The sequence below is a fragment of the Demequina phytophila genome (assembly GCF_000971135.1).
Lineage (GTDB): Bacteria > Actinomycetota > Actinomycetes > Actinomycetales > Demequinaceae > Demequina > Demequina phytophila.
In genome coordinates this window covers 180,638-200,381 of record NZ_BBLW01000002.1, presented here as the reverse complement: position 1 = coordinate 200,381, position 19,744 = coordinate 180,638, and the positions used below count along the sequence as shown (strand labels likewise).

The 19,744-nt window shown below is 71.9% G+C and carries 21 protein-coding genes; 7 read left to right on the top strand and 14 right to left on the bottom strand.

What is annotated here, in order from left to right:
- Positions 1 to 55: 55 nt before the first annotated feature.
- From dusB to AOM01_RS03660, 3 genes are all read right to left on the bottom strand, one after another.
- Positions 56 to 1,219, bottom strand: a complete 1,164-nt coding sequence (gene dusB, locus AOM01_RS03670) for a tRNA dihydrouridine synthase DusB (protein ID WP_369401521.1) — start codon at positions 1,217 to 1,219, stop codon at positions 56 to 58.
- A gap of 453 nt (positions 1,220 to 1,672) precedes the next feature.
- Entirely contained in the window at positions 1,673 to 2,887 is a 1,215-nt protein-coding gene (locus AOM01_RS03665) for a YibE/F family protein (protein WP_062289137.1), read from the bottom strand.
- A 35-nt stretch (positions 2,888 to 2,922) separates the two neighbouring features.
- Complete coding sequence (locus tag AOM01_RS03660) at positions 2,923 to 4,308, bottom strand: glycine--tRNA ligase (RefSeq protein WP_062289133.1); 1,386 nt, start codon at positions 4,306 to 4,308, stop codon at positions 2,923 to 2,925.
- A gap of 189 nt (positions 4,309 to 4,497) precedes the next feature.
- Between AOM01_RS03660 and AOM01_RS03655 the strand changes: the two genes are divergently transcribed.
- The 5 genes from AOM01_RS03655 to AOM01_RS03635 are packed head-to-tail and all read left to right on the top strand — an operon-like array spanning position 4,498 to position 8,032.
- Positions 4,498 to 5,433 carry a metal ABC transporter substrate-binding protein gene (locus AOM01_RS03655; protein WP_062289886.1) on the top strand — a complete coding sequence of 312 codons (936 nt, stop codon included), beginning with the start codon at positions 4,498 to 4,500 and terminating at the stop codon, positions 5,431 to 5,433.
- A complete protein-coding gene (locus AOM01_RS03650; RefSeq protein ID WP_062289130.1) occupies positions 5,426 to 6,250 on the top strand; it encodes a metal ABC transporter ATP-binding protein in 825 nt (274 codons plus the stop codon). Before AOM01_RS03655 ends, AOM01_RS03650 begins: the two co-directional genes overlap by 8 nt.
- Positions 6,247 to 7,080 carry a metal ABC transporter permease gene (locus AOM01_RS03645; RefSeq protein ID WP_439645095.1) on the top strand — a complete coding sequence of 278 codons (834 nt, stop codon included), beginning with the start codon at positions 6,247 to 6,249 and terminating at the stop codon, positions 7,078 to 7,080. The genes AOM01_RS03650 and AOM01_RS03645 overlap by 4 nt, the downstream gene beginning before the upstream one ends.
- On the top strand, positions 7,077 to 7,490 hold the full coding sequence (locus AOM01_RS03640; RefSeq protein ID WP_082109951.1) for a Fur family transcriptional regulator: 414 nt from the start codon (positions 7,077 to 7,079) through the stop codon (positions 7,488 to 7,490). The genes AOM01_RS03645 and AOM01_RS03640 overlap by 4 nt, the downstream gene beginning before the upstream one ends.
- Positions 7,490 to 8,032: a DedA family protein gene (locus AOM01_RS03635; protein ID WP_082110000.1), complete on the top strand. Its 543-nt coding sequence runs from the start codon at positions 7,490 to 7,492 to the stop codon at positions 8,030 to 8,032. The genes AOM01_RS03640 and AOM01_RS03635 overlap by 1 nt, the downstream gene beginning before the upstream one ends.
- 12 nt (positions 8,033 to 8,044) lie before the next feature.
- On the opposite strand, the gene AOM01_RS03630 is transcribed toward AOM01_RS03635, so the two are convergent.
- From AOM01_RS03630 to AOM01_RS03620, 3 genes are all read right to left on the bottom strand, one after another.
- Positions 8,045 to 8,803, bottom strand: coding sequence for an isoprenyl transferase (locus AOM01_RS03630; protein ID WP_228374201.1), 759 nt, complete (start codon positions 8,801 to 8,803; stop codon positions 8,045 to 8,047).
- A 73-nt stretch (positions 8,804 to 8,876) separates the two neighbouring features.
- Positions 8,877 to 9,608, bottom strand: coding sequence for a DNA repair protein RecO (gene recO, locus AOM01_RS03625; RefSeq protein WP_062289119.1), 732 nt, complete (start codon positions 9,606 to 9,608; stop codon positions 8,877 to 8,879).
- 4 nt (positions 9,609 to 9,612) lie between these two features.
- Positions 9,613 to 10,293 carry a TetR/AcrR family transcriptional regulator gene (locus tag AOM01_RS03620; RefSeq protein ID WP_062289116.1) on the bottom strand — a complete coding sequence of 227 codons (681 nt, stop codon included), beginning with the start codon at positions 10,291 to 10,293 and terminating at the stop codon, positions 9,613 to 9,615.
- A 100-nt stretch (positions 10,294 to 10,393) separates the two neighbouring features.
- Between AOM01_RS03620 and AOM01_RS03615 the strand changes: the two genes are divergently transcribed.
- Positions 10,394 to 11,401, top strand: a complete 1,008-nt coding sequence (locus tag AOM01_RS03615; RefSeq protein ID WP_062289113.1) for an NAD(P)-dependent alcohol dehydrogenase — start codon at positions 10,394 to 10,396, stop codon at positions 11,399 to 11,401.
- Between the two features lie 43 nt (positions 11,402 to 11,444).
- Complete coding sequence (locus AOM01_RS03610; protein WP_062289110.1) at positions 11,445 to 12,209, top strand: DUF4386 domain-containing protein; 765 nt, start codon at positions 11,445 to 11,447, stop codon at positions 12,207 to 12,209.
- Between the two features lie 101 nt (positions 12,210 to 12,310).
- On the opposite strand, the gene AOM01_RS03605 is transcribed toward AOM01_RS03610, so the two are convergent.
- The 8 genes from AOM01_RS03605 to AOM01_RS03570 form a co-directional block, all read right to left on the bottom strand.
- Positions 12,311 to 12,847 carry a hypothetical protein gene (locus AOM01_RS03605; RefSeq protein WP_062289107.1) on the bottom strand — a complete coding sequence of 179 codons (537 nt, stop codon included), beginning with the start codon at positions 12,845 to 12,847 and terminating at the stop codon, positions 12,311 to 12,313.
- Positions 12,844 to 14,583: a 2-isopropylmalate synthase gene (gene leuA / locus AOM01_RS03600; protein WP_062289104.1), complete on the bottom strand. Its 1,740-nt coding sequence runs from the start codon at positions 14,581 to 14,583 to the stop codon at positions 12,844 to 12,846. The genes AOM01_RS03605 and leuA overlap by 4 nt, the downstream gene beginning before the upstream one ends.
- A 322-nt stretch (positions 14,584 to 14,905) precedes the next feature.
- Positions 14,906 to 15,808 carry a GTPase Era gene (gene era / locus AOM01_RS03595; RefSeq protein ID WP_062289101.1) on the bottom strand — a complete coding sequence of 301 codons (903 nt, stop codon included), beginning with the start codon at positions 15,806 to 15,808 and terminating at the stop codon, positions 14,906 to 14,908.
- Entirely contained in the window at positions 15,798 to 17,117 is a 1,320-nt protein-coding gene (locus AOM01_RS03590; RefSeq protein ID WP_062289099.1) for a hemolysin family protein, read from the bottom strand. Before AOM01_RS03590 ends, era begins: the two co-directional genes overlap by 11 nt.
- Entirely contained in the window at positions 17,114 to 17,563 is a 450-nt protein-coding gene (gene ybeY, locus AOM01_RS03585) for an rRNA maturation RNase YbeY (RefSeq protein ID WP_062289096.1), read from the bottom strand. Before ybeY ends, AOM01_RS03590 begins: the two co-directional genes overlap by 4 nt.
- Complete coding sequence (locus tag AOM01_RS03580) at positions 17,560 to 18,588, bottom strand: PhoH family protein (protein WP_082109999.1); 1,029 nt, start codon at positions 18,586 to 18,588, stop codon at positions 17,560 to 17,562. Before AOM01_RS03580 ends, ybeY begins: the two co-directional genes overlap by 4 nt.
- Before the next feature lie 38 nt (positions 18,589 to 18,626).
- Positions 18,627 to 18,971, bottom strand: coding sequence for a histidine triad nucleotide-binding protein (locus tag AOM01_RS03575; RefSeq protein WP_062289089.1), 345 nt, complete (start codon positions 18,969 to 18,971; stop codon positions 18,627 to 18,629).
- Entirely contained in the window at positions 18,968 to 19,741 is a 774-nt protein-coding gene (locus AOM01_RS03570) for a 16S rRNA (uracil(1498)-N(3))-methyltransferase (RefSeq protein ID WP_062289086.1), read from the bottom strand. The genes AOM01_RS03575 and AOM01_RS03570 overlap by 4 nt, the downstream gene beginning before the upstream one ends.
- Positions 19,742 to 19,744 lie beyond the last annotated feature (3 nt).

Genomic DNA, 19,744 nt, shown 5'->3' with positions numbered 1-19,744 from the left:
ACACGCTAGAACAGGAATGCGAGGTTTGTCCGGTGCGATTTGTCACACCGTGCGATCAGCCGCCGGAGACGCTCAGCTCCGCCTCGCGCAGGCGCGCCTCGAGATCCGGGGTGATGTCCTGGGTGTCGAGCCAGCCGTCGGGGCAGCTGGGCACGCGCGGCGAGCCCTGGCGGCCGCGAGGCCCCTCCGCCTCGGTTCCCGGATAGTCGGCGGCGAGGTCGAGCGTGTCGAGGATCTCGCGCAGCTCCGCGAGCGTCGAGATGAGCCCGAGCGAGCGGCGGGTCTCCCCGCCGACCGGGTAACCCTTGAGGTACCAGGACATGTGCTTGCGCAGCTCGCGCATGCCCTTGTCCTCGTCGTCGTCGAAGTGGCGGATCATCAGCTCACCGTGGCGGTAGATCGCGTCGGCGACGATGCGCAGGCCGGGGCGCACACGCTCCTCGCGGCCCTCGAACGCGGCCTGCAGGTCGGCGAACAGCCACGGGCGGCCCATGCAGCCGCGGCCCACCACCACGCCGTCGCAGCCGGTCTGCTCGACCATGCGCAGCGCGTCCTCGGCCTGCCAGATGTCGCCGTTGCCCAGGACAGGGATGGTGGTGATGGCGTCCTTGAGGCGCGCGATCGCCTCCCAGTCGGCGGTTCCGGAGTAGTAGTCGGCGGCGGTGCGTGCGTGCAGCGCGACCGCCGCGACACCCTCCTTCTCCGCGGTACGTGCCGCGTCGAGGTAGGTGAGGTGGTCCTCGTCGACGCCCTTGCGCATCTTCACGGTGACGGGGATGTCGAACTTCGAGGCCTCGCGGACCGCCGCCCGGACGATGTCCTTGAACAGGTCGCGCTTCCAGGGCAGCACCGCTCCCCCGCCCTTGCGGGTGACCTTGGGGACCGGGCAGCCGAAGTTCATGTCGATGTGGTCCGCGCGGTCCTCCTCGGCGATCATCCTGACCGCGGCGCCGATGGTCGCGGGGTCGACGCCGTAGACCTGCACCGAGCGCGGGGTCTCGTCGGGGTCGTGGGCGATGATCCGGAGGGACTCGGGGGTGCGCTCGACCAGCGCGCGGGACGTCACCATCTCGGCGACGTAGAGGCCGCCGCCGTGCTCGCGGCACAGGCGGCGGAACGCGGCGTTGGTCACGCCCGCCATGGGCGCGAGGACCACGGGGGTGTCGACCTCGAGGGGGCCGATGCGCAGCGGCGGGAGGAGGCGGGTGGTCGAAGACATGGGGTCCATTGTCTCAGGTGGCTCGGCTCGGCCCTTCTGCCCCGTTGCCACGCGACCAGGCTCCACACGGATCTCCCGATCCGGGCCGATTCGCCTGCAACTCGCGTCGCGTCGCCCGACCAGCATGGGTGCAATTGCAGAATCCGTGTGGAGACTGGTCACGGGCGCGCGCGAATGCCGGCCTGAGATGCAGATCGGATGACGGACGCTCTCGCGCCCGGGCCGCTGAGGGAAAGCCCGGGCGCGAGGCGCCGCGGCGCAGCGACCAGGCGCGCAGCCACGACGTGCAAGGAGGGACGGGAGCACTCGGCCCTCTTCCCCCAGGGACGCTTCCGCGCCCCGAATGCCCGCCAGGACAAGCGTGCGGCCCGCACGCGTGGCGAGTCAAGAGGAATGCGACAAAAGGGGAGAAATCAGCACGATTCCTTCATTTCCCACGGCTTCGGCCCCGGTTCAGACGCCGGTGTTCCCCTCAGGTGCCTCGACGGCACCCGCGACCGGGGCGCTCTCGTGGGGAGAGCCGACCCCGGCATCGTCCCCCGCCTCTCCCCCGATCCCCACGATCAGGGCGCCGATCGCTGTGGTGAGCGGCACCGCGAGCACCAGACCGATCGACCCGACGAGGGTCCGCACCACCTCGCCGGCGAGCTCGGAGGACGTGATGGCGGTGGACAGCGGGTTGTCGTAGACCGCGATGAGCATGATGAGCGGCAGCGAGGCGCCCACGTACGCGAACGCGATCGTGTAGACGGTCGAGGCGATGTGATCGCGACCGATCCGCATGCCGCGACGGAACAGCTGCCACGGCCCGAGGTCCGAGCGCGCGGCGCCCAGCTCCCACACCGCGGAGGCCTGGGTGATGGTGACGTCGTTGAGCACGCCGAGGCCGGCGATCATGAGACCGCACAGCGCGAGGCCGGAGAGCGACAGGCGGCCCTCGAGGAAGTCGAGGTTGACCTCGGCCTCGGAGGGGACGCCGGGGATCCGCGCCGCGGACACCGCCCACGTGCCCAGCAGCGCCGTCATGAGCAGGCCCGCGATGGTGCCCAGGTACGCGGTCGTGGTGCGGGCGTTGGGACCGTGCGCGACGTAGAGCAGCACGAAGAGCGCTCCGGCGGACGTCACGAGCCCCACGATCGCGGGGTTGGCTCCGTCGAACAGCGCCGGCACCGTGTAGAAGGCGATGATCCCGAACGCGAGCACCAGGCCCACCAGCGCGCCCAGCCCTCGCCACCACGCGACGGCGAGCACCAGCACCACGTACACGATCAGCAGCGCGAGGATGGGCGGGTCGCGCTGGAAGTCGGAGAACACCAGCGGCTGGTCGGGCGCGACCTCCACCGCGACCACGGTGTCGCCCGCCTGCAGCTCGAGAGCCCGGTTGCCGGTGGGCGACATGTCGCGCTCGCCCTCGAAACCGGGGGTGGTGACGTCGACCACGGATGCGCCCGTCTCCTCGTCGAACGACACCACGGTGCCCTCGACGCGGGTCGCGTCCTCGTAGAGGAAGCTCTCCGAGCCGATCACGTCCCACGAGGACGGCCACGTGAGCGCCGCCCCGACGGCCACCGCCGCGACCACCCCGGCCACGAGCGCCCACAGCAGGCGCGTGGTGGCGGGCGTGGCCGCGGGACGGTGCTCCGTCAGATGCGAGTGGCCGGCGCCCATGGCGTGCGCTCCGGTGACCGGGTCGGGTCCGGACCTCAGGCGCCGATGAGGCGCTGCGCGAGGTAGCCGCTCACCTGCGAGAGCGCGACGCGCTCCTGCTGCATGGTGTCGCGGTCACGGATGGTGACGGCCTGGTCGTCGAGCGTGTCGAAGTCGATGGTGATGCAGTACGGCGTGCCGACCTCGTCCTGACGGCGGTAGCGCTTGCCGATCGACTGCGTGACGTCGACGTCGATGTTCCACGCGCCGCGCAGCTCCTTGGCGAGCGCCTCGGCGGTGGGGACCAGGTCCGCGGACTTCGACAGCGGCAGCACCGCGGCCTTGATGGGCGCGAGGCGGTGGTCGAGGCGCAGGACGGTGCGGGTCTCGGTGCCGCCCTTCGCGGTCGCGACCTCCTCCTCCTGGTACGCCTCGACGAGGAACGCCATGAGGGAGCGCGACAGGCCGGCGGCGGGCTCGATCACGTACGGCACGAAACGCTCGTTGGTGGTCGGGTCGAGGTAGGACAGGTCCTTGCCGGAGTGCTTCGCGTGCGTCGACAGGTCGAAGTCGGTGCGGTTCGCGATGCCCTCGAGCTCGCCCCACTCCGAGCCCTGGAAGCCGAAGCGGTACTCGATGTCCGTGGTGCCCTTGGAGTAGTGCGAGAGCTTCTCCTGCGGGTGCGCGTAGAGGCGCAGGTTGTCCTCGGAGATGCCGAGGTCGGTGTACCAGGCCTTACGGGTGTCGATCCAGTGCTGGTGCCACTCCTCGTCGGTGCCGGGCACCACGAAGAACTCCATCTCCATCTGCTCGAACTCGCGCGTGCGGAAGATGAAGTTGCCGGGAGTGATCTCGTTGCGGAACGACTTGCCGACCTGCGCGATGCCGAACGGGGGCTTCTGGCGCGCGGTGCGCATGACGTTCTCGAAGTTCACGAAGATGCCCTGCGCGGTCTCCGGGCGCAGGTAGTGCAGGCCGGACTCGTCAGAGGCGGCGCCCAGGTAGGTGCGCAGCAGGCCGTTGAACATCTTGGGCTCGGTCCACTGGCCGCGGGTGCCGCACGCGGCGCACGCGATGTCGGCGAGGCCGTTCTCCGCCGGGCGGCCCTTCTTCTCCTCGAACTCCTCGAGCAGGTGGTCCTCGCGGTAGCGCTTGTGGCAGGACAGGCACTCGATCAGAGGGTCGACGAACGCGGCGATGTGGCCCGAGGCCTCCCACACCTGCGGGGGCAGGATCACGGACGAGTCGAGGCCCACGATGTCGTCACGCGAGGTGACCATCGCGCGCCACCACTGGCGCTTGATGTTCTCCTTGAGCTCCACGCCGAGCGGCCCGTAGTCCCACGCGGAGCGCGTGCCTCCGTAGATCTCGCCGCAGGGGAACACGAAGCCGCGGCGCTTCGCGAGCGAGATGACGTTGTCGAGACGGCTGGGTGCGGCCACGTGATGCTCCTTGGCAGGGGGTCGGAATCGCTCGCGCAAGTCTAGCGGCGAACGTGCCGGGGACGATGCGACGGCCGGGCGGGGGACGATGCTCGGGTCGGGTTCGCGACGGCTCCGCCCACAGCAGCGCGCCACCCCGGGACCAACGTCTTATCGACAATGATTATCAATTGCAGTACGGTGGTGACCATGCTCACCCCCTCCCGTCGCACCGGCACGCTCGTCGCGGCCGCCACCGTGTCCACCCTCGCGCTCGCCGGCTGCTCCGCCGAGCCCATCGTCGGCGGCGGGTCCGCCGATCCGGACGCGGCGCTCACCGTCGCCACCGCCTTCTACCCGCTGCAGTTCGTCGCCGAACAGGTGGGCGGCGACCTCGTGTCGACCGTCTCCATGACCCCCGCGGGCGTCGAGCCGCACGACGTCGAGCTCTCGCCGAACACGGTCCGCCAGCTCGGCACCGCGGACCTCGCGCTGTACCTGGCGGACTTCCAGCCCGCCGTCGACGACGCGATCTCCACCACCGGCGTGGAGGCGCTCGACGCCGGCACGGTGGTCGAGCTGCACGCCGCCGACGAGCACGCGGACGAGGAGGCGGACGACCACGAGCACGGCTCCATGGACCCGCACTTCTGGCTCGACCCCGAGCTGCTCGCGCACTTCGGCGACGCCGTGGGCGAGGCGTTCGCGACGGCGGACCCCGACAACGCCGCCACCTACACCGCCAACGCGGAGGCGCTCCACGCCACGCTCGACGGCCTCGACACGGACTACCGCGACGGGCTCGCGCAGTGCGAGCGTGACACCTTCGTGACGAGCCACGAGGCGTTCTCCTACCTCGCGGAGGCGTACGGCCTGCACCAGGAGGGCGTGGCCGGCATCGACCCCGAGAGCGAGCCCTCCCCTGCGCGCATCCTCGAGATCAAGGACCTCATCGCGGAGACCGGCGCGACCACGGTGTTCACGGAGGACGCCGTGAGCGCGTCGGTCGCCCAGGCCCTCGCCGCGGACGCGGGCGTCGAGACGACGGTGCTGAGCCCGGTGGAGACCGTCGCGGACGGCGACGACTACATTGCTGTCATGACCAGGAACCTCGCAGCGCTGGAGGCTGCGCTCGGCTGTGAGTGAACCCGCCGAGATCCGTGACGTCCCGCCCTCGCTCGTCGAGGCGCGGGACGTCCGCGTCTCCCTCCAGGGCACCGAGATCCTCCACGGCGTCTCGCTCACCGCGCAGCCCGGAGAGGTGGTCGCGCTCATGGGCGGCAACGGCTCCGGCAAGTCGACCTTCGTGCGCTCGATCGTGGGAGCCGTGCCCCACCAGTCCGGCACCATCCGGCTGTTCGCCCGCCCGGCCACCGCATCGTCCCGCGCCCACCTGGGCTACGTGCCCCAGCGCATCAGCGCGGCGGGCGGCGTGTCCGCCACCTCGCTCGAGGTGGTGACCTCGGGCCTGCTGGGCAGCCGCGACGGCGCGGACCGCGTGGGCGCCCGCCTGCGCGGCCTCGTGCCGCCCCGCGACGCACACGCCCGTGCCCGTGCCGCGCTGCGCTCCGTGGGCATCGAGGACCTCGCCAAGCGCGACGTCTCGCGCCTGTCCGGCGGTCAGCAGCAGCGCGTCCTGATCGCGCGCGCCCTGGTGCGCAAGCCGCGCCTGCTCATCCTCGACGAGCCCATGGCGGGCGTGGACCTCGAGTCGCAGGTCGCGTTCTCCCACACCGTGGGCCACCTCAAGCACGACCGCGTGGGCGTGGTGATCGTGCTCCACGAGCTGGGCGCCATGGCCCACCACATCGACCGCGCGGTGGTCCTCGAGCGCGGCTGCGTCACCTACGACGGCCCGCCGCCCAAGGACCTGGGCGTCCACGCGCTGCCCGGGCACGACCACGAGCACCCCCACACGGACCCGCCGACGCGCGACGGCGGCCTGGGATTGGAGGGGCCGTGAACCTCCTCGCCGAACCACTGATCCAGCGCATGCTGCTGGTGGGCCTCCTGGTGGGCCTCGCCGCGCCCGTGATGGGCACCTACCTGGTGCAACGCAAGATGGCGCTGCTCGGCGACGGCATCGGCCACGTGGCCCTCGCTGGCGTCGCGGCCGGCTGGCTGGCCGGCAGCCTGTTCGATCTCGCTCAACAGGACGCGCTCGCCATCCCCGGCGCCGTGCTGTTCGCGATCATCGGCGCCGTGGTGATCGAGCGCATGCGCTCGCGCGGCGCCGCCGCGGACGTGGTGATGGCGATCCTGTTCTACGGCGGCATCGCCGGCGGCGTGCTGCTCATCGGGCTCGCGGGCGGCTCGAACGCCAACCTGCTGGGCTACCTCTTCGGTTCCATCTCCACCGTGACGTGGGGCGACGTGTGGATGAGCGTGGGGCTCGCGGCGGTCATCCTGCTGGTGGGGCTCGGCCTCAGGACTGCGCTGTTCGCCGTCACCCACGACCAGGAGTTCGCACGCTCCACCGGCCTCCCCGTCGAGGCGCTCAACATGGTGGTCGCGGTGCTCGCGGCCGTCACCATCACCGTCGCGATGCGCGTGGTCGGCGTGCTGCTGGTGAGCGCGCTGATGATCGTGCCCGTCGCGATCGCGCAGCTCATCACGCGCTCCTTCGCACGGACCATGCACCTCGCGATGGGGATCGGCGCGGCGCTCACCCTCACCGGCATCTGGATCACCGTGTTCTACGACGTCCAGCCGGGCGCGCTGATCGTCACGCTCGGCGTGCTCGTGTACGTCGCGGTCGCCTCCATCACCTCGCTCACGAGGAGGGGCACGTGACCTCCGCCGCCCCACGCCCCCGCATGACGCGCCAGCGACGCGAGATCCTCGACGCGCTGGACCTGGGCGAGTTCCGCTCGGCACAGGCGTGGCACGAGCGCCTCCGCTCCGAGGGCTCGACCACGGGCCTCGCGACCGTCTACCGCGCCCTGCAGTCGCTCGCCGAGACCGGCGAGGTGGATGCCGTGGTCGCGGAATCCGGCGAGACCCTCTACCGCCGCTGCGAGGCGGGCGAGGAGCATCACCACCACCTGCGGTGCCGCGTCTGCGGCAAGGCCGTCGAGATCGACGTGCCGGACTTCGAGGCGTACGCGGCGGCGATCGGCCGCGAGCACGGCTACGGCGACATCCGCCACACCATCGAGCTCACCGGGGTGTGCCCCGAGTGCGCCGCGGCCGGCGACGCGTGATGCCCGGCATCCCCGACTTCGTCATGGACGGCCCCTGGTGGTGGCTGTTCGCGGCACTCGTGCTCATCGTGTTCGTGCGCACGCAGGCGACCTACTGGCTGGCGCGCTGGGCGCGCGCCGGCGCGGATGCGGTCGCCGATCGCGCCGAGAAGCAGCACAGCAAGCGCGCCCGCATCGCGCGCCGCTTCTCCGGACCGGGCATGGCGAAGGCGCAGGCGTTCACCGAACGGTGGGGCTGGATCGCGATCCCGCTTTCCTTCCTCACCATCGGGATCCAGTCGCTGGTCAACGGCGGCGCCGGATACGCGCGCATGCACTGGGGCCGCTACACGCTCGCGATGATCCCCGGATGCCTCCTCTGGGCCGGCGCCTACGAGCTGGTCGGCTTCTCCGCGTGGCAGGCGTTCACGACGTCCCCGTGGATGCTCGCGGGCAGCGTGCTGCTGGTCGCCGCCGTGGTCGCCGTGCTCGTGGCGCGCCGTCGCCGTCGGGAGGCGACGGGCGAGGACCAGGCGACCGCCGCATCGTCCCCCGTCGCGTAGCCGCGACCGCCGCTACGCGGCGCCGAAGCGGCGGTTGCGCCGCGCGTACTCCTCGATCGCGGCCCACAGGTGCGTGCGGTCGACATCGGGCCACAGCGTGTCGCTGAACACGTACTCCGCGTAGGCCGCCTGCCACGGCAGGAAGTTCGATGACCGCTGCTCGCCGCTGGAGCGCCAGAACAGGTCGACGTCGGGCATGTCGGGCTCGTCGAGGTGTGCCGCGAGCGTCTTCTCGGTGATCTTGGACGGGTCCAGCTCCCCCGCCGCGACCTTCATCGCGATCGCCTTCGCGGCGTCCGCGATCTCGGCGCGGCCGCCGTAGTTCACGCACATCGTGAGCGTGAGCGTCGTGTTCTCGCGCGTGAGCTCCTCGGCCTTCTCGAGCTCGGTGATGACGGAGCGCCACAGCTTGGGGCGGCGGCCGGCCCAGCGCACGCGCACGCCCCAGCTGTGCATCTCGTCGCGGCGACGGCGGATCACGTCGCGGTTGAAGCCCATGAGGAAGCGGACCTCATCGGGACTGCGCTTCCAGTTCTCGGTGCTGAACGCGTACGCGCTGATGTGCGTGACGCCGATCTCGATCGCGCCCGCGACCACGTCGAGCAGGGACGCCTCGCCGCGCTCGTGCCCGGCGGTGCGCGGCAGCCCGCGCTCCTTCGCCCAGCGGCCGTTGCCGTCCATCACGACCGCTACGTGCTTCGGGACCGCGGCCTGGGGCAGGGCGGGCGGGGTCGCGCCGGACGCGTGCGGGAACGGGGGCAGGACGGTCACGGTGGAAAGCCTATCGGCGGACGACGCTCCGGCCCGGCGGGCGGGCATCCTCGCCCCGCGCACGGGGCGCCGGTCAGGTCCGGTCCACGTGGCCCAGGCTGCGGACCTTCCGCTCGAGGTGGAACTGCGTGTACGCCGCGATGAGGCCGGCGGCGTCGCGCCGGTTGCGGGCCTCGGACGCGTCCGCGGTGGGCCAGTCCCCGGACAGCAGCGCCTCGAGCAGGGAGAACGTCTCCGGCGCGGGGGCGGCGGCGCCGGGCGGGCGGCAGCTCTCGCACACCGCCCCTCCCCCGCCCACCACGAAGGCGCGGTGGGGACCCGGACGCCCGCAGCTCGCGCAGTCGGAGAAGCTGGGCTCGTAGCCCGCGAGGGACAGCGAGCGGAGCAGGAAGCTGTCGAGCACCAGGCCCGGCTCATGCTCGCGGCGGCTCAGCGCGCCCAGCGCGCCGTGGAGCAGGCGGTACTGCTCCCACGCGGGCTCGCGTTCGTGGTCGACCAGCTTGTCCGCCGTCTCCACCATCGCGGTGGCGGCGGTGAACATCCCGTAGTCCTCCGCGATGCGGCGCGCGTACGGCTCCTTGGTCTCGACCTGGCTCACGATGTCGAGGTTGCGGCCTTCGTAGAGCTGGACGTCGACCAGCATGAACGGCTCCATGCGCGCGCCGAGGCGGCTCGAGGTGCGGCGCACACCCTTCGCGACGGCGCGCACCTTGCCGTGGCGACGCGTGAGCATGGTGACGATCCGGTCGGCCTCGCCCAGCTTGTGGGTGCGGAGGACGATCGCGTCGTCACGGTAGAGGGGCACCCGCCTATTCTGCCGCGCGCGCGATCCCGTCGAGCAGCATCTCGAGCCCCACGTCGAACGACGAGCCGAAGGAGTACCCCGGCTTCATCACGTGGTCGACCGTGAGCCTCACGAGGTTCGGGTACGCGCCGGGGTCGAACGCCGCCGCGATCTCCTGCGCGACCTCCGCCATCCCCTCGCCGCCCTGCACCGGCAGGTTGGCTTCCTGGAGCGCGAAGCCGTACACGAAGCTGTCGAGGACCGCGTAGGCGTGCGCCATCTGCGGCAGCGGCAGGCCGCCCCGCGCGAGGGTCGCGAGCACCGCCTCGTGGTGGCGGAGCAGCTCGGGCCCGGGCGAGGTCCGCGACTCGAGCAACGGCACCGACCACGGGTGACGCGCGAGCACCACGCGCGCCGACCGACAGCGGACGCGCAGAGCCTCACGCCACTCGAGGTCCGTCGGCGGGTTCTCGATCTCCGAGAAGACGATGTCGACCATGCCGTCGAGCAGCACCTCCTTTCCCGCGACGTGGTGGTAGATCGTCATGGGCTTGGTCCCCAGGTCCTCCGCGAGCGCGCGAATGGTGAGGGACTCGATCCCGTCGCGGTCCGCCAGCTCCATCGCGGCGGTGATCACCCGCTCGCGCGACAGCCGCGGCTTGCGGGCCGAGGCATCGTCCCTGGTCACCACGTCTTCTGTGGTCATTCTCGCTCCAGCCCTTGCGATTCGTACTAAGTACGCCTACGGTCGAGCATAGCAAGTCGTACTAAGTACGAATCGCATCGACACGAGAAGGAGCCCCGACATGACCGCCACCGTCCCCACCTCCACCGCCACCACTCGGGCCGCCGTCCAGCGCGAGTACACCGGCCCCGAGGCCATCCGCGTCGAGACCGTCGAGCGTCCGACTCCCGGTCCCGGCGAGGTCCTCGTCGAGGTGCGCGCCGCGGGCGTCGATCGCGGCGTCTGGCACCTGGCCACCGGTCGACCGCTGGTGATGCGCCTCATGGGCTTCGGGCTCACGCACCCGCGCCAGCCCGTCGCCGGCTCGGACGTCGCCGGCGTGGTCGTCGGGATCGGCGAGGGCGTCACCCGGTTCGCCGCGGGTGACGAGGTGCTCGGCACCGCGACCGGGTCCTTCGCCGAGCACGCGATCGCCAAGGAGGGCCAGCTGGTGCGCAAGCCGGACGCGATGAGCTTCGCCGCCGCGGCCGTGGTGCCCGTCTCCGGCGTCACGGCTCTCAAGGCCGTCGAGCGCGCCGCGATCGAGCCCGGCGACCGCGTGCTGGTGCTCGGCGCCTCGGGCGGCGTCGGATCGTACGCGGTGCAGCTCGCCGTCGCGGCGGGCGCCCGGGTCACCGGCGTCGCCAGCGGCGCGAAGGCGGACCTGGTCCGCTCGCTCGGCGCGACGGACGTGATCGACTACCGCACCACCGACGTCACCGCGCTCGCCACCATCTACGACGCGATCATCGACATCGGCGGCCTCACGCCGCTGCGCCGACTGCGCCGCATCCTCGGCACCGAGGGCACGCTCGTGATCGTCGGTGGCGAGGGCGGAGGCTCGCTCACCGGCGGCGCCGGTCGCCAGCTGCGCGCGTCGCTGGTGTCGCTGTTCACGCGCCAGACGCTCACCGGCATCCTCGCGGTCACCGCGGCGGAGCCGCTCGAGGCCCTGACCACGCGCATCGTCGCCGGGTCCCTCGCTCCCGCGCTCACCCGCACGTACCCGCTCGCCCAGGCCGGCACGGCCGTCGCGGACCTCGCCGCCGGCCGCATCGCGGGCAAGGCGGCCGTGGTCGTCCAGGACTGACCGCCCGACCCACCCGTCCCCCCGCCGTACCCGAGGAGCCATCATGACCGCCACCCGCGCATCGTCCACCCCGCAGTCCACGCCCGCCCTGCCCGCCGTCGCCCGCTGGGCCGGCGCCGGCTACGTCGCGATCTTCGTGCTCGCGATCTTCGCGAACTTCGCCGTCCGCAACCGTCTGGTCATCCCCGACGACCCCGCCGCCACCATGGCCGCGATCGCCGCCGACGCCGCGCTGTTCCGCGTCGGGATCGCCGCCTTCGTCACCATCGCGATCATCGACATCGGCATCGCATGGGCGCTCCACGTGCTGCTCCGGCACACCGGAGAGCACCGCTCGCTGCTCGCCGCTTGGCTGCGGCTGGGCTACAGCATCGTCTTCGCCGTCGCCGTCACCTTCATGGCGGTCGCGCTGCACCTCGCCACCGGCGGCGCCGCCGTCGCGGGCCTGGGGGACGATGCGCGGTCCGCGGGGGTCGGGACCGCCATGCAGGCCTTCGACGTGGCCTGGCTGATCGGGCTGGTCGCGTTCGGGCTCCACCTCATGGTGGTGGGGCGGATCCTGGTGACGTCGAGCCTCGCGCCTCGCATCCTGGGCGTGGGCCTCGCCGTCGCGGGCGGGGCCTACATCGTGGACACGTTCGCCCACGTGCTGGTCGCGGACTACGCGGCCATCGCGGACGTCATGCTCGCCGTGGTCGCGGTGCCGTCGATGCTCGCGGAGATGGGGCTGACCGCGTGGCTGCTCGCCCGGGCGCCGCGCGCCGTGGCCGAGCCGCGTCAGGTGCTGCCGGAGGCGGTCCCGGCCTGACCCGACGCACGCGGCGCCCCGGCCCTCCCCGCGAGGAGCGCCGGGGCGCCGTCACGTACGCGACCAGGCCCGCGCATCGTCCCGCGGTCGAGAGGACGGGCTCAGAGGTCGCCGGTCTCCGACGCGGCGGGCTCGCTGAAGACGAGCACCTCGATCTCGGCGCCGGTGAGCGCCTCCTCGATCTCGGCCTCGGTCGGGTCGTCGGAGATGGCACCGATGACCGCGGCGGGGTCCTTGAGCGCGAGCACCGCGGAGACCACCGCGCCGTCGCTGGTGCTCCCCACCAGGATCGCGCGGCAGGCGCTCGCCTCCGCGTCCGTGAGGGTGTCGTCCCAGCACAGGGCCTCGGTGACGTCGTCGCCGTCGGGGTTGTCGGCGAGCAGCTGCGCGAGCGTCGCGTCGGCGGTGGCGATGAGTCCGTCCTCCGGGCTACCGGTCCAGCACTCCACCACCGCGCCGGGGTCGTCGGACTCGATGCCGGCCATCTGGACGGTGTCGCTGCAGTCGGCGGCGGTCAGGCCCAGGCCCGAGAGATCCGAGAGCTCGGTGTCGGGGGTGCTGGAGCCGCACGCGGTCAGCGTCGCCGCGGCCAGGACGGCCGCGGCGACGCCGATGACGCGGGCGAGGCGACGAGTCATCGACCCTCGCGGTTGACCGCGGAGATGATGGCCTTGAGCGTGGCGGTGGTGATGGACGGGTCGATGCCCACGCCCCACAGGATCTGGTCGCCGATCGCGCACTCGACGTACGCGGCCGCGACCGCGTCGCCGCCACCGCTCATCGCGTGCTCGTGATAGTCGAGCACCTCGACCTTGGCGCCGCGCGTGCCGAGCGCCGCGACGAACGCGGCGACGGGGCCGTTGCCGGAGCCCTCGACGGTGACGGGCACGCCGGCGTCGGTGATGTCCGCCGCGAGGGTGTCGGGGCCCACGTCGCTCGAGGTGGCACGGGTGCCGACGAGCGAGAAGCGGCCCCACTTGAGCTCGGGGTCGGTCGCCGGCAGGTATTCGTCCTGGAAGATGTGCCACAGGTTGTCGGCGGTCATCTCCGCGCCGGACGCGTCGGCCTCGCGCTGGACCACGCGGGAGAACTCGATCTGGAGGCGGCGGGGCAGGTCGAGATTGCGCTCCGTCTTGAGCAGGTACGCGACGCCGCCCTTGCCGGACTGCGAGTTGACGCGGATGACCGCCTCGTACGAGCGGCCCACGTCCTTGGGGTCGATCGGCAGGTACGGCACCGCCCACAGCAGGTCGTCGACCTCGACGCCCTGCTTCTGCGCCTTGGCCGCCATCGCCTCGAGGCCCTTCTTGATCGCGTCCTGGTGCGAGCCGGAGAACGCGGTGAAGACCAGGTCGCCGCCCCACGGGTGACGCGGGTGCACGTCGATCTGGTTGCAGTACTCGACGGTGCGGCGGACCTCGTCGATGTCGGAGAAGTCGATCTCCGGGTCGATGCCCTGGCTGAACAGGTTCATGCCCAGGGTCACCAGGTCGACGTTGCCGGTGCGCTCGCCGTTGCCGAACAGGCAGCCCTCGATGCGGTCGGCGCCGGCCATGTAGCCCAGCTCGGCGGCCGCGATCGCGGTGCCGCGGTCGTTGTGCGGGTGCAGGGACAGCACCACGGAGTCGCGGTAGTCGAGGTTCCTGTTCATCCACTCGATCGAGTCGGCGTACACGTTGGGCGTGGCCATCTCGACGGTCGCCGGCAGGTTGATGATCACCTTGCGGTCGGGCGTGGGCTTCCACACGTCCAGCACGGCGTTGCACACGCGGACCGCGTAGGCGAGCTCGGTGCCCGTGTACGACTCGGGGCTGTACTCGTAGAAGATCCGGGTGTCCGGGATGGTCTCCTCGTACTTCTGGCACAGCATCGCGCCGTGCGTGGCGATGTCGAGGACCTCGTCCTCGTTCGCACGGAAGACCACCTCGCGCTGCAGGATGGACGTCGAGTTGTACAGGTGGACGATCGCCTGCTTCGCGCCCTTGAGCGACTCATAGGTGCGCTCGATCAGGTGCTCGCGCGCCTGGGTCAGCACCTGGATGGTGACGTCCTCGGGGATCCGGTCCTCCTCGATGAGGGCACGGACGAAGTCGAAGTCGGTCTGGCTCGCGCTCGGGAAGCCGACCTCGATCTCCTTGTAGCCCATGCGCACCAGGAGCTCGAACATGCGCATCTTGCGCTCGGCGTTCATGGGCTCGATGAGGGCCTGGTTGCCGTCGCGCAGGTCGACCGCGCACCAGCGCGGGGCCTGGGTGATCTTCGCATTCGGCCATGTCCGGTCCGGCAGGTCCACCTGGATCTGCTGATCGAACGGGATGTACTTCTTGACGGGCATGGGGGACGCGGTCTGCGCGCCGCCGGTGTAGTGGCTCATGATTCCTCGCTGCTTGCGGTTGTCGCTGGGGTCCTCGGTCGGCAGGACTGTGGCCGCGACGAGGGTCCGACCTGGTCTAGGCCTCGTCGCGGCACATAAGCAGCGAGCGTGCACGCATGTAGCCACCATAGCGGGTTCGCGGGACGGCGCGGCTACTGCCGATGTCGGATGCTTCGGGTCCGGCGCGTGGATCCTGCATGCAGGACTCTTCCGGCACGGACCCTGAATGCGAGCAGGGGCGACCCGTATGCGGGACCGATCGCACTCGGGTCCTGCATGCAGGACCGGCGGCCGGGATCCGGGCGGAGCCCGATACCCACCCCTAGAACCCGAGCCGCCCCAGCTGCTTGGGGTCCCGCTGCCAGTCCTTCGCGACCTTCACATGCAGGTCGAGGTACACCTTCCGGCCCAGCAAGTGCTCGATCCCGGCCCGGGCGGTCGCGCCGACCTCCTTGAGCCGCGAGCCCGCCTTGCCGATGATGATGCCCTTCTGCGAGTCGCGCTCCACGAACACGTGCGCGCGGATCTCCAGCACCGGGCGGTGGGCGTCCTCGGAATCGGGCTCGACCATCTCCTCGATCACCACCGCGATCGAGTGCGGGAGCTCGTCGCGCACGCCCTCGAGCGCCGCCTCGCGGATGAGCTCCGCGATGCGGATGTCCTCGGGCTCATCGGTGAGCTCGCCGTCGGGATACAGCGCGGGGCCCTCGGGAAGGTACTTCGCGAGCACGTCCACCAGGGTTCCCATCTGGATGTCCTTGACCGAGCTCACCGGGATGATCTCGGCCCACTCCCCCAGCTGCGACACGTCGAGCAGGTGCTCGGCGACGCGCTCGCGCGACACCTTGTCCACCTTGGTCACGATCGCCACCACGGGCCGGCGCGAGTCCGCGAGCTCGCGGGCGATCCACTTGTCGCCGGGGCCCACCTTCTCGTCGGCGGGCAGGCAGAACCCGATGACGTCGACCTCCGACAGCGTCTCGCGGACCAGGTCGTTGAGCCTCTCGCCCAGCAGCGTGCGGGGGCGGTGGAGGCCGGGCGTGTCGACGATCACCAGCTGGGCCTCGGGCCGGTTGACGATCCCGCGGATCGCGCGCCGCGTGGTCTGCGGCCGCGAGGACATGATCGCAACCTTGTCTCCTACCAGGGCGTTCATCAGCGTCGACTTGCCCGCGTTGGGGCGTCCCACGAACGCCGCGAAGCCGGAGCGGTGGTTATCGGTCATCGTCCTCGTCCTTCCGTGCCCGCCTGCGCGGAACCGTCTCGTTCTCGCCCGTCTGCACCGGCGCATCGTCCTCCACGACGCGCGACGCGATCACGGACACCAGCGTGCGCCTGCGCCCCTCGGCGCGCTCGGCGAGCAGCTCGATCCCGTGCGCGGTCGCGCGGGATCCGGGGATGGGCACCTTGCCCAGGGCCTTCGCGAGCAGGCCCGCGACGGTCTCGACGTCCTCGTCGTCGATCTCGACGTCGAACAGCTCCGCGAGCTCGTCGAGGCCGCAGCGGGCGGGCACGCGGTACCGGCCGTCGCCCAGGTCCTCGACCTCGGGCGCGCTGCGGTCGTGCTCGTCGACCACCTCGCCGACGATCTCCTCGAGCGCGTCCTCGATGGTGACCACGCCGGCGACGCCGCCGAACTCGTCGACCACCAGCGCCATGTGGAACACCTCGTCCTGCATGCGGCGCAGCAGGTCGTCGGCGGGCACGGACTCGGGGACGAACACCGGCTCGCGCATGAGCGCGTCGATGGCCTCCTCGAGACGCTCGGGGTGGTCCCACGTGGCCCGCACCACGTCCTTGAGGTAGAGGATCCCGACGGTGTCGTCGACCTCGCCGCGGATCACCGGCACCCGCGAGAAGCCCGAGCGCATGAACAGCAGCATCGCCTTGCGCGCCGCCGTGCCGGCCTGGATGGTGATCATGTCGGTGCGCGGCACCATCACCTCGCGGGTGAGCGTCTCGCCCAGCGACACCACGGAGCGCAGGAGCTCCGCGTCCTCCTCCTCGAGCGCCTCACCGGCCTGCTCGACCAGGTCCTCGGGCTCGGACAGCTCGCGGATCCGCAGCGCGGGCACCACGGCACGGATGGGGGTGGTGACGCGGATGAGCGTCCACGCGAGCGGAGCGAGCGCCCGGATCGCGACCTCGGGCGAACGGCGTGCGGCGGCGCGCGGCCAGGCGCGCACGATCACCAGCGACAAGAACGCGGCGACGGCCCATGCCAGGATCAGCGTGGGGCCCGCGCTCCAACCGAGCGTGTCGCCCAGCGCGAGCGCGAGCGCCGTCCACGCGACCACGGCGACGGTCTCGAGCACCGCGTACGCCACCGAGGACGCGTTGTCGGCGTGGTCGGGCAGCGCCGCGAGACGGGCCGCCCGGGTGGGACGCCCGTCGGGGCGCAGCTGCCCCGCCATGCGCCGCTCGTCGGCGTAGGGGATCTGCTCGAACGCGGCGACCACGGCATGCAGCGCCGCCGCACCCGCGAGGCCCGCGACCACGACCGCCACGAGGAGCGAGACGGCCGAGGAGCTCATCGGCTCGCGAGGAAGGTGAGCAGCAGGTTGCGCTGCAGCGCGAACATCTCCTTCTCCTCCTCGGGCTCCACATGGTCGTAGCCGAGCAGGTGCAGGATGCCGTGCGTGGTGAGGAGCAGCATCTCCTCCTCCGCGCTGTGGCCGGCCGCGGCGGCCTGGCGCTGCGCGACGGACGGGCACACCACGATGTCGCCCAGGAGGCCCGCGGGCGTGGGCTCGTCGGGGGTGCCGGGACGCAGTTCGTCCATGGGGAAGCTGAGCACGTCGGTCGGGCCGGGCTCGTCCATCCACTGGACGTGGAGCTGCTCCATCGCCTCCTCGTCGACGAACATGATCGCGAGCTCCGCGCCGTCCGCGACGTGCATCTGCGCGAGCACGTACCGCGCGAGCTCCGCGAACTCGACCTCGTCGACGCTCGCGTCGGTCTCGTTGTTGACCTCGATCACTGGCGCTCCTCCCGGTCGAACCGGCGACGCTGGCCGGTGGGGCGAGGGCCGCGGCCCTGCTCCTGCTCGTCGTTCTTCGCATACGCGGTGATGATGTCGCTCACCAGGCGATGCCGGACCACGTCCTGCGCGCCCAGGTGGCAGAACGCGATGTCCTCCACCCCCGACAGGATCTCGGACGCCGCGCGCAGCCCGGACGTGGTGCCGCCGGGCAGGTCCACCTGCGTGACGTCGCCGGTCACCACCATCGTGGTGCCGAACCCCAGGCGCGTGAGGAACATCTTCATCTGCTCGCGCGTGGTGTTCTGCGCCTCGTCGAGGATCACGAACGCGTCGTTGAGGGTGCGGCCGCGCATGTACGCGAGCGGCGCGACCTCGATGGTGCCGGCCTCCATGAGCTTGGGGACGGACTCGGGGTCCACCATGTCGTGCAGCGCGTCGTAGAGCGGCCGCAGGTACGGGTCGATCTTCTCGCCCAGCGAGCCGGGCAGGAAGCCGAGCCGCTCCCCCGCCTCCACCGCGGGCCGGGTGAGGACGATCCTGTTGACGCGCTTCGCCTGCAGCGCCGCCACGGCCTGCGCCATCGCGAGGTACGTCTTGCCGGTGCCGGCGGGCCCGATCCCGAACGTGATCGTATGGGTCTCGATCGCGTGGACGTACGAGGCCTGGCCCTGCGTCTTGGGTCGGATGGTCCGGCCGCGCGTGGACAGGATCGAACGGCTGAGGACGCCCGCGGGACGCTCCGCGGTCGCGGTGGACGATGCGGCGGTCGCCCCGGCGGCCGACGTCGCCGTCGCGCCGGCGGCCCGCAGCATGCGCACGGACTCGCGGGCGACATCGGGCGTGAGGGGCACGCCCGCGCCGAGCACGTCGCGGAGCTCCTCGACGGCGGAGGCGGCGGCCGCGACGTCGTCCTCGTCGCCCGTCAGGGTGATGCGGTTGCCGCGCACCAGGATGTCGACGGCCGGGAAGGCGCGCTCGACCTCACGCAGCACGCCATCGCCGGATCCGAGCAGGTCGGGCATCCGCGACGCGTCCTCGACCACCACCACGCGAGTGACGCTCACGCAGGCTCCCAACCGAGCGCCGCGCCGCCGAGCACATGCCCGTGGACGTGGAACACGGACTGGCCCGCCGTCGCGCCCGTGTTGAAGATGAGGCGGAACTCGCCGTCGCACTCCGCATCGGCGATCCGCTGCGCGACCTGCGCCATCTCGGCGAGGACCTCGGGGATCTCGGCGGCCGCGGCGGCGACGTTCGGCACGTGGTGCTTGGGGGCGACGAGCACGTGCACCGGCGCCTTGGGGGCGATGTCGCGGAACGCGATCACGCTGTCCGTCTCGACGACCTTCGTCGCGGGGATCTCCCCCGCGACGATCTTGCAGAAGATGCAATCCGTGGTGCTCATCCCCCCAGCGTAGTGACCGGCGCGGCCCAGTGGCCCCGCAGGGCGCCGAGCGCGGCGATCGCCGCGGGGCCGGCCGAGGAGGCGCGCAGCACGTGCGGACCGAGCACCACCGGCTCGGCGCCGGCCTCGGTGAGCGCGTCGATCTCCGCATCGGAGATCCCACCCTCGGGACCCACCACCAGCCACACGGGCGTGTCCGGATCCGCCCAGGTCAGCGACGCGAGGGGCGTCGCGGCCACCTCGTGGAGCACGAGCACCCGGGTGCCCGAGGCGACCGCCTCCGCCACCCGTGCCGCGAGCTGCCTGCTGGTCAGGGCATCGTCCACCGCCGGGACCCGCGCCCGGCGCGACTGCTTGGCCGCCGCGAGCGCGAGCGAGGCCCACTTCTCCCGGCCCTTCGCGGCCTTGGGGCCGCGCCACTGCACGATCGCGCGATCCGACGACCACGGGACGATGCGCGTGGCGCCGAGCTCGACGGCCGCCTCGACCGCCTGCTCGTCGCGGCCGCCCTTGGCGAGGGCCTGCACGAGCGTCACCTCGGGGTCGCGGTCCCGGCTCACGGCCTCGACGTGGACCTCCATCCACCGGTCGCCGGTGGCGACCAGCACGCCGGCGGCCCGGGTGCCCGCGCCGTCGACGACGTCGATGCGCTCGCCCACCTGGCGGCGCTGGACGGTCACCGCGTGGCGAGCCTCGTCCCCCTCGACGCGCAGGACGTCGCCCGCGGCGACGGTGGCCGCCGCGGGGTCGACGAACACGGGTGCGGTCACGGG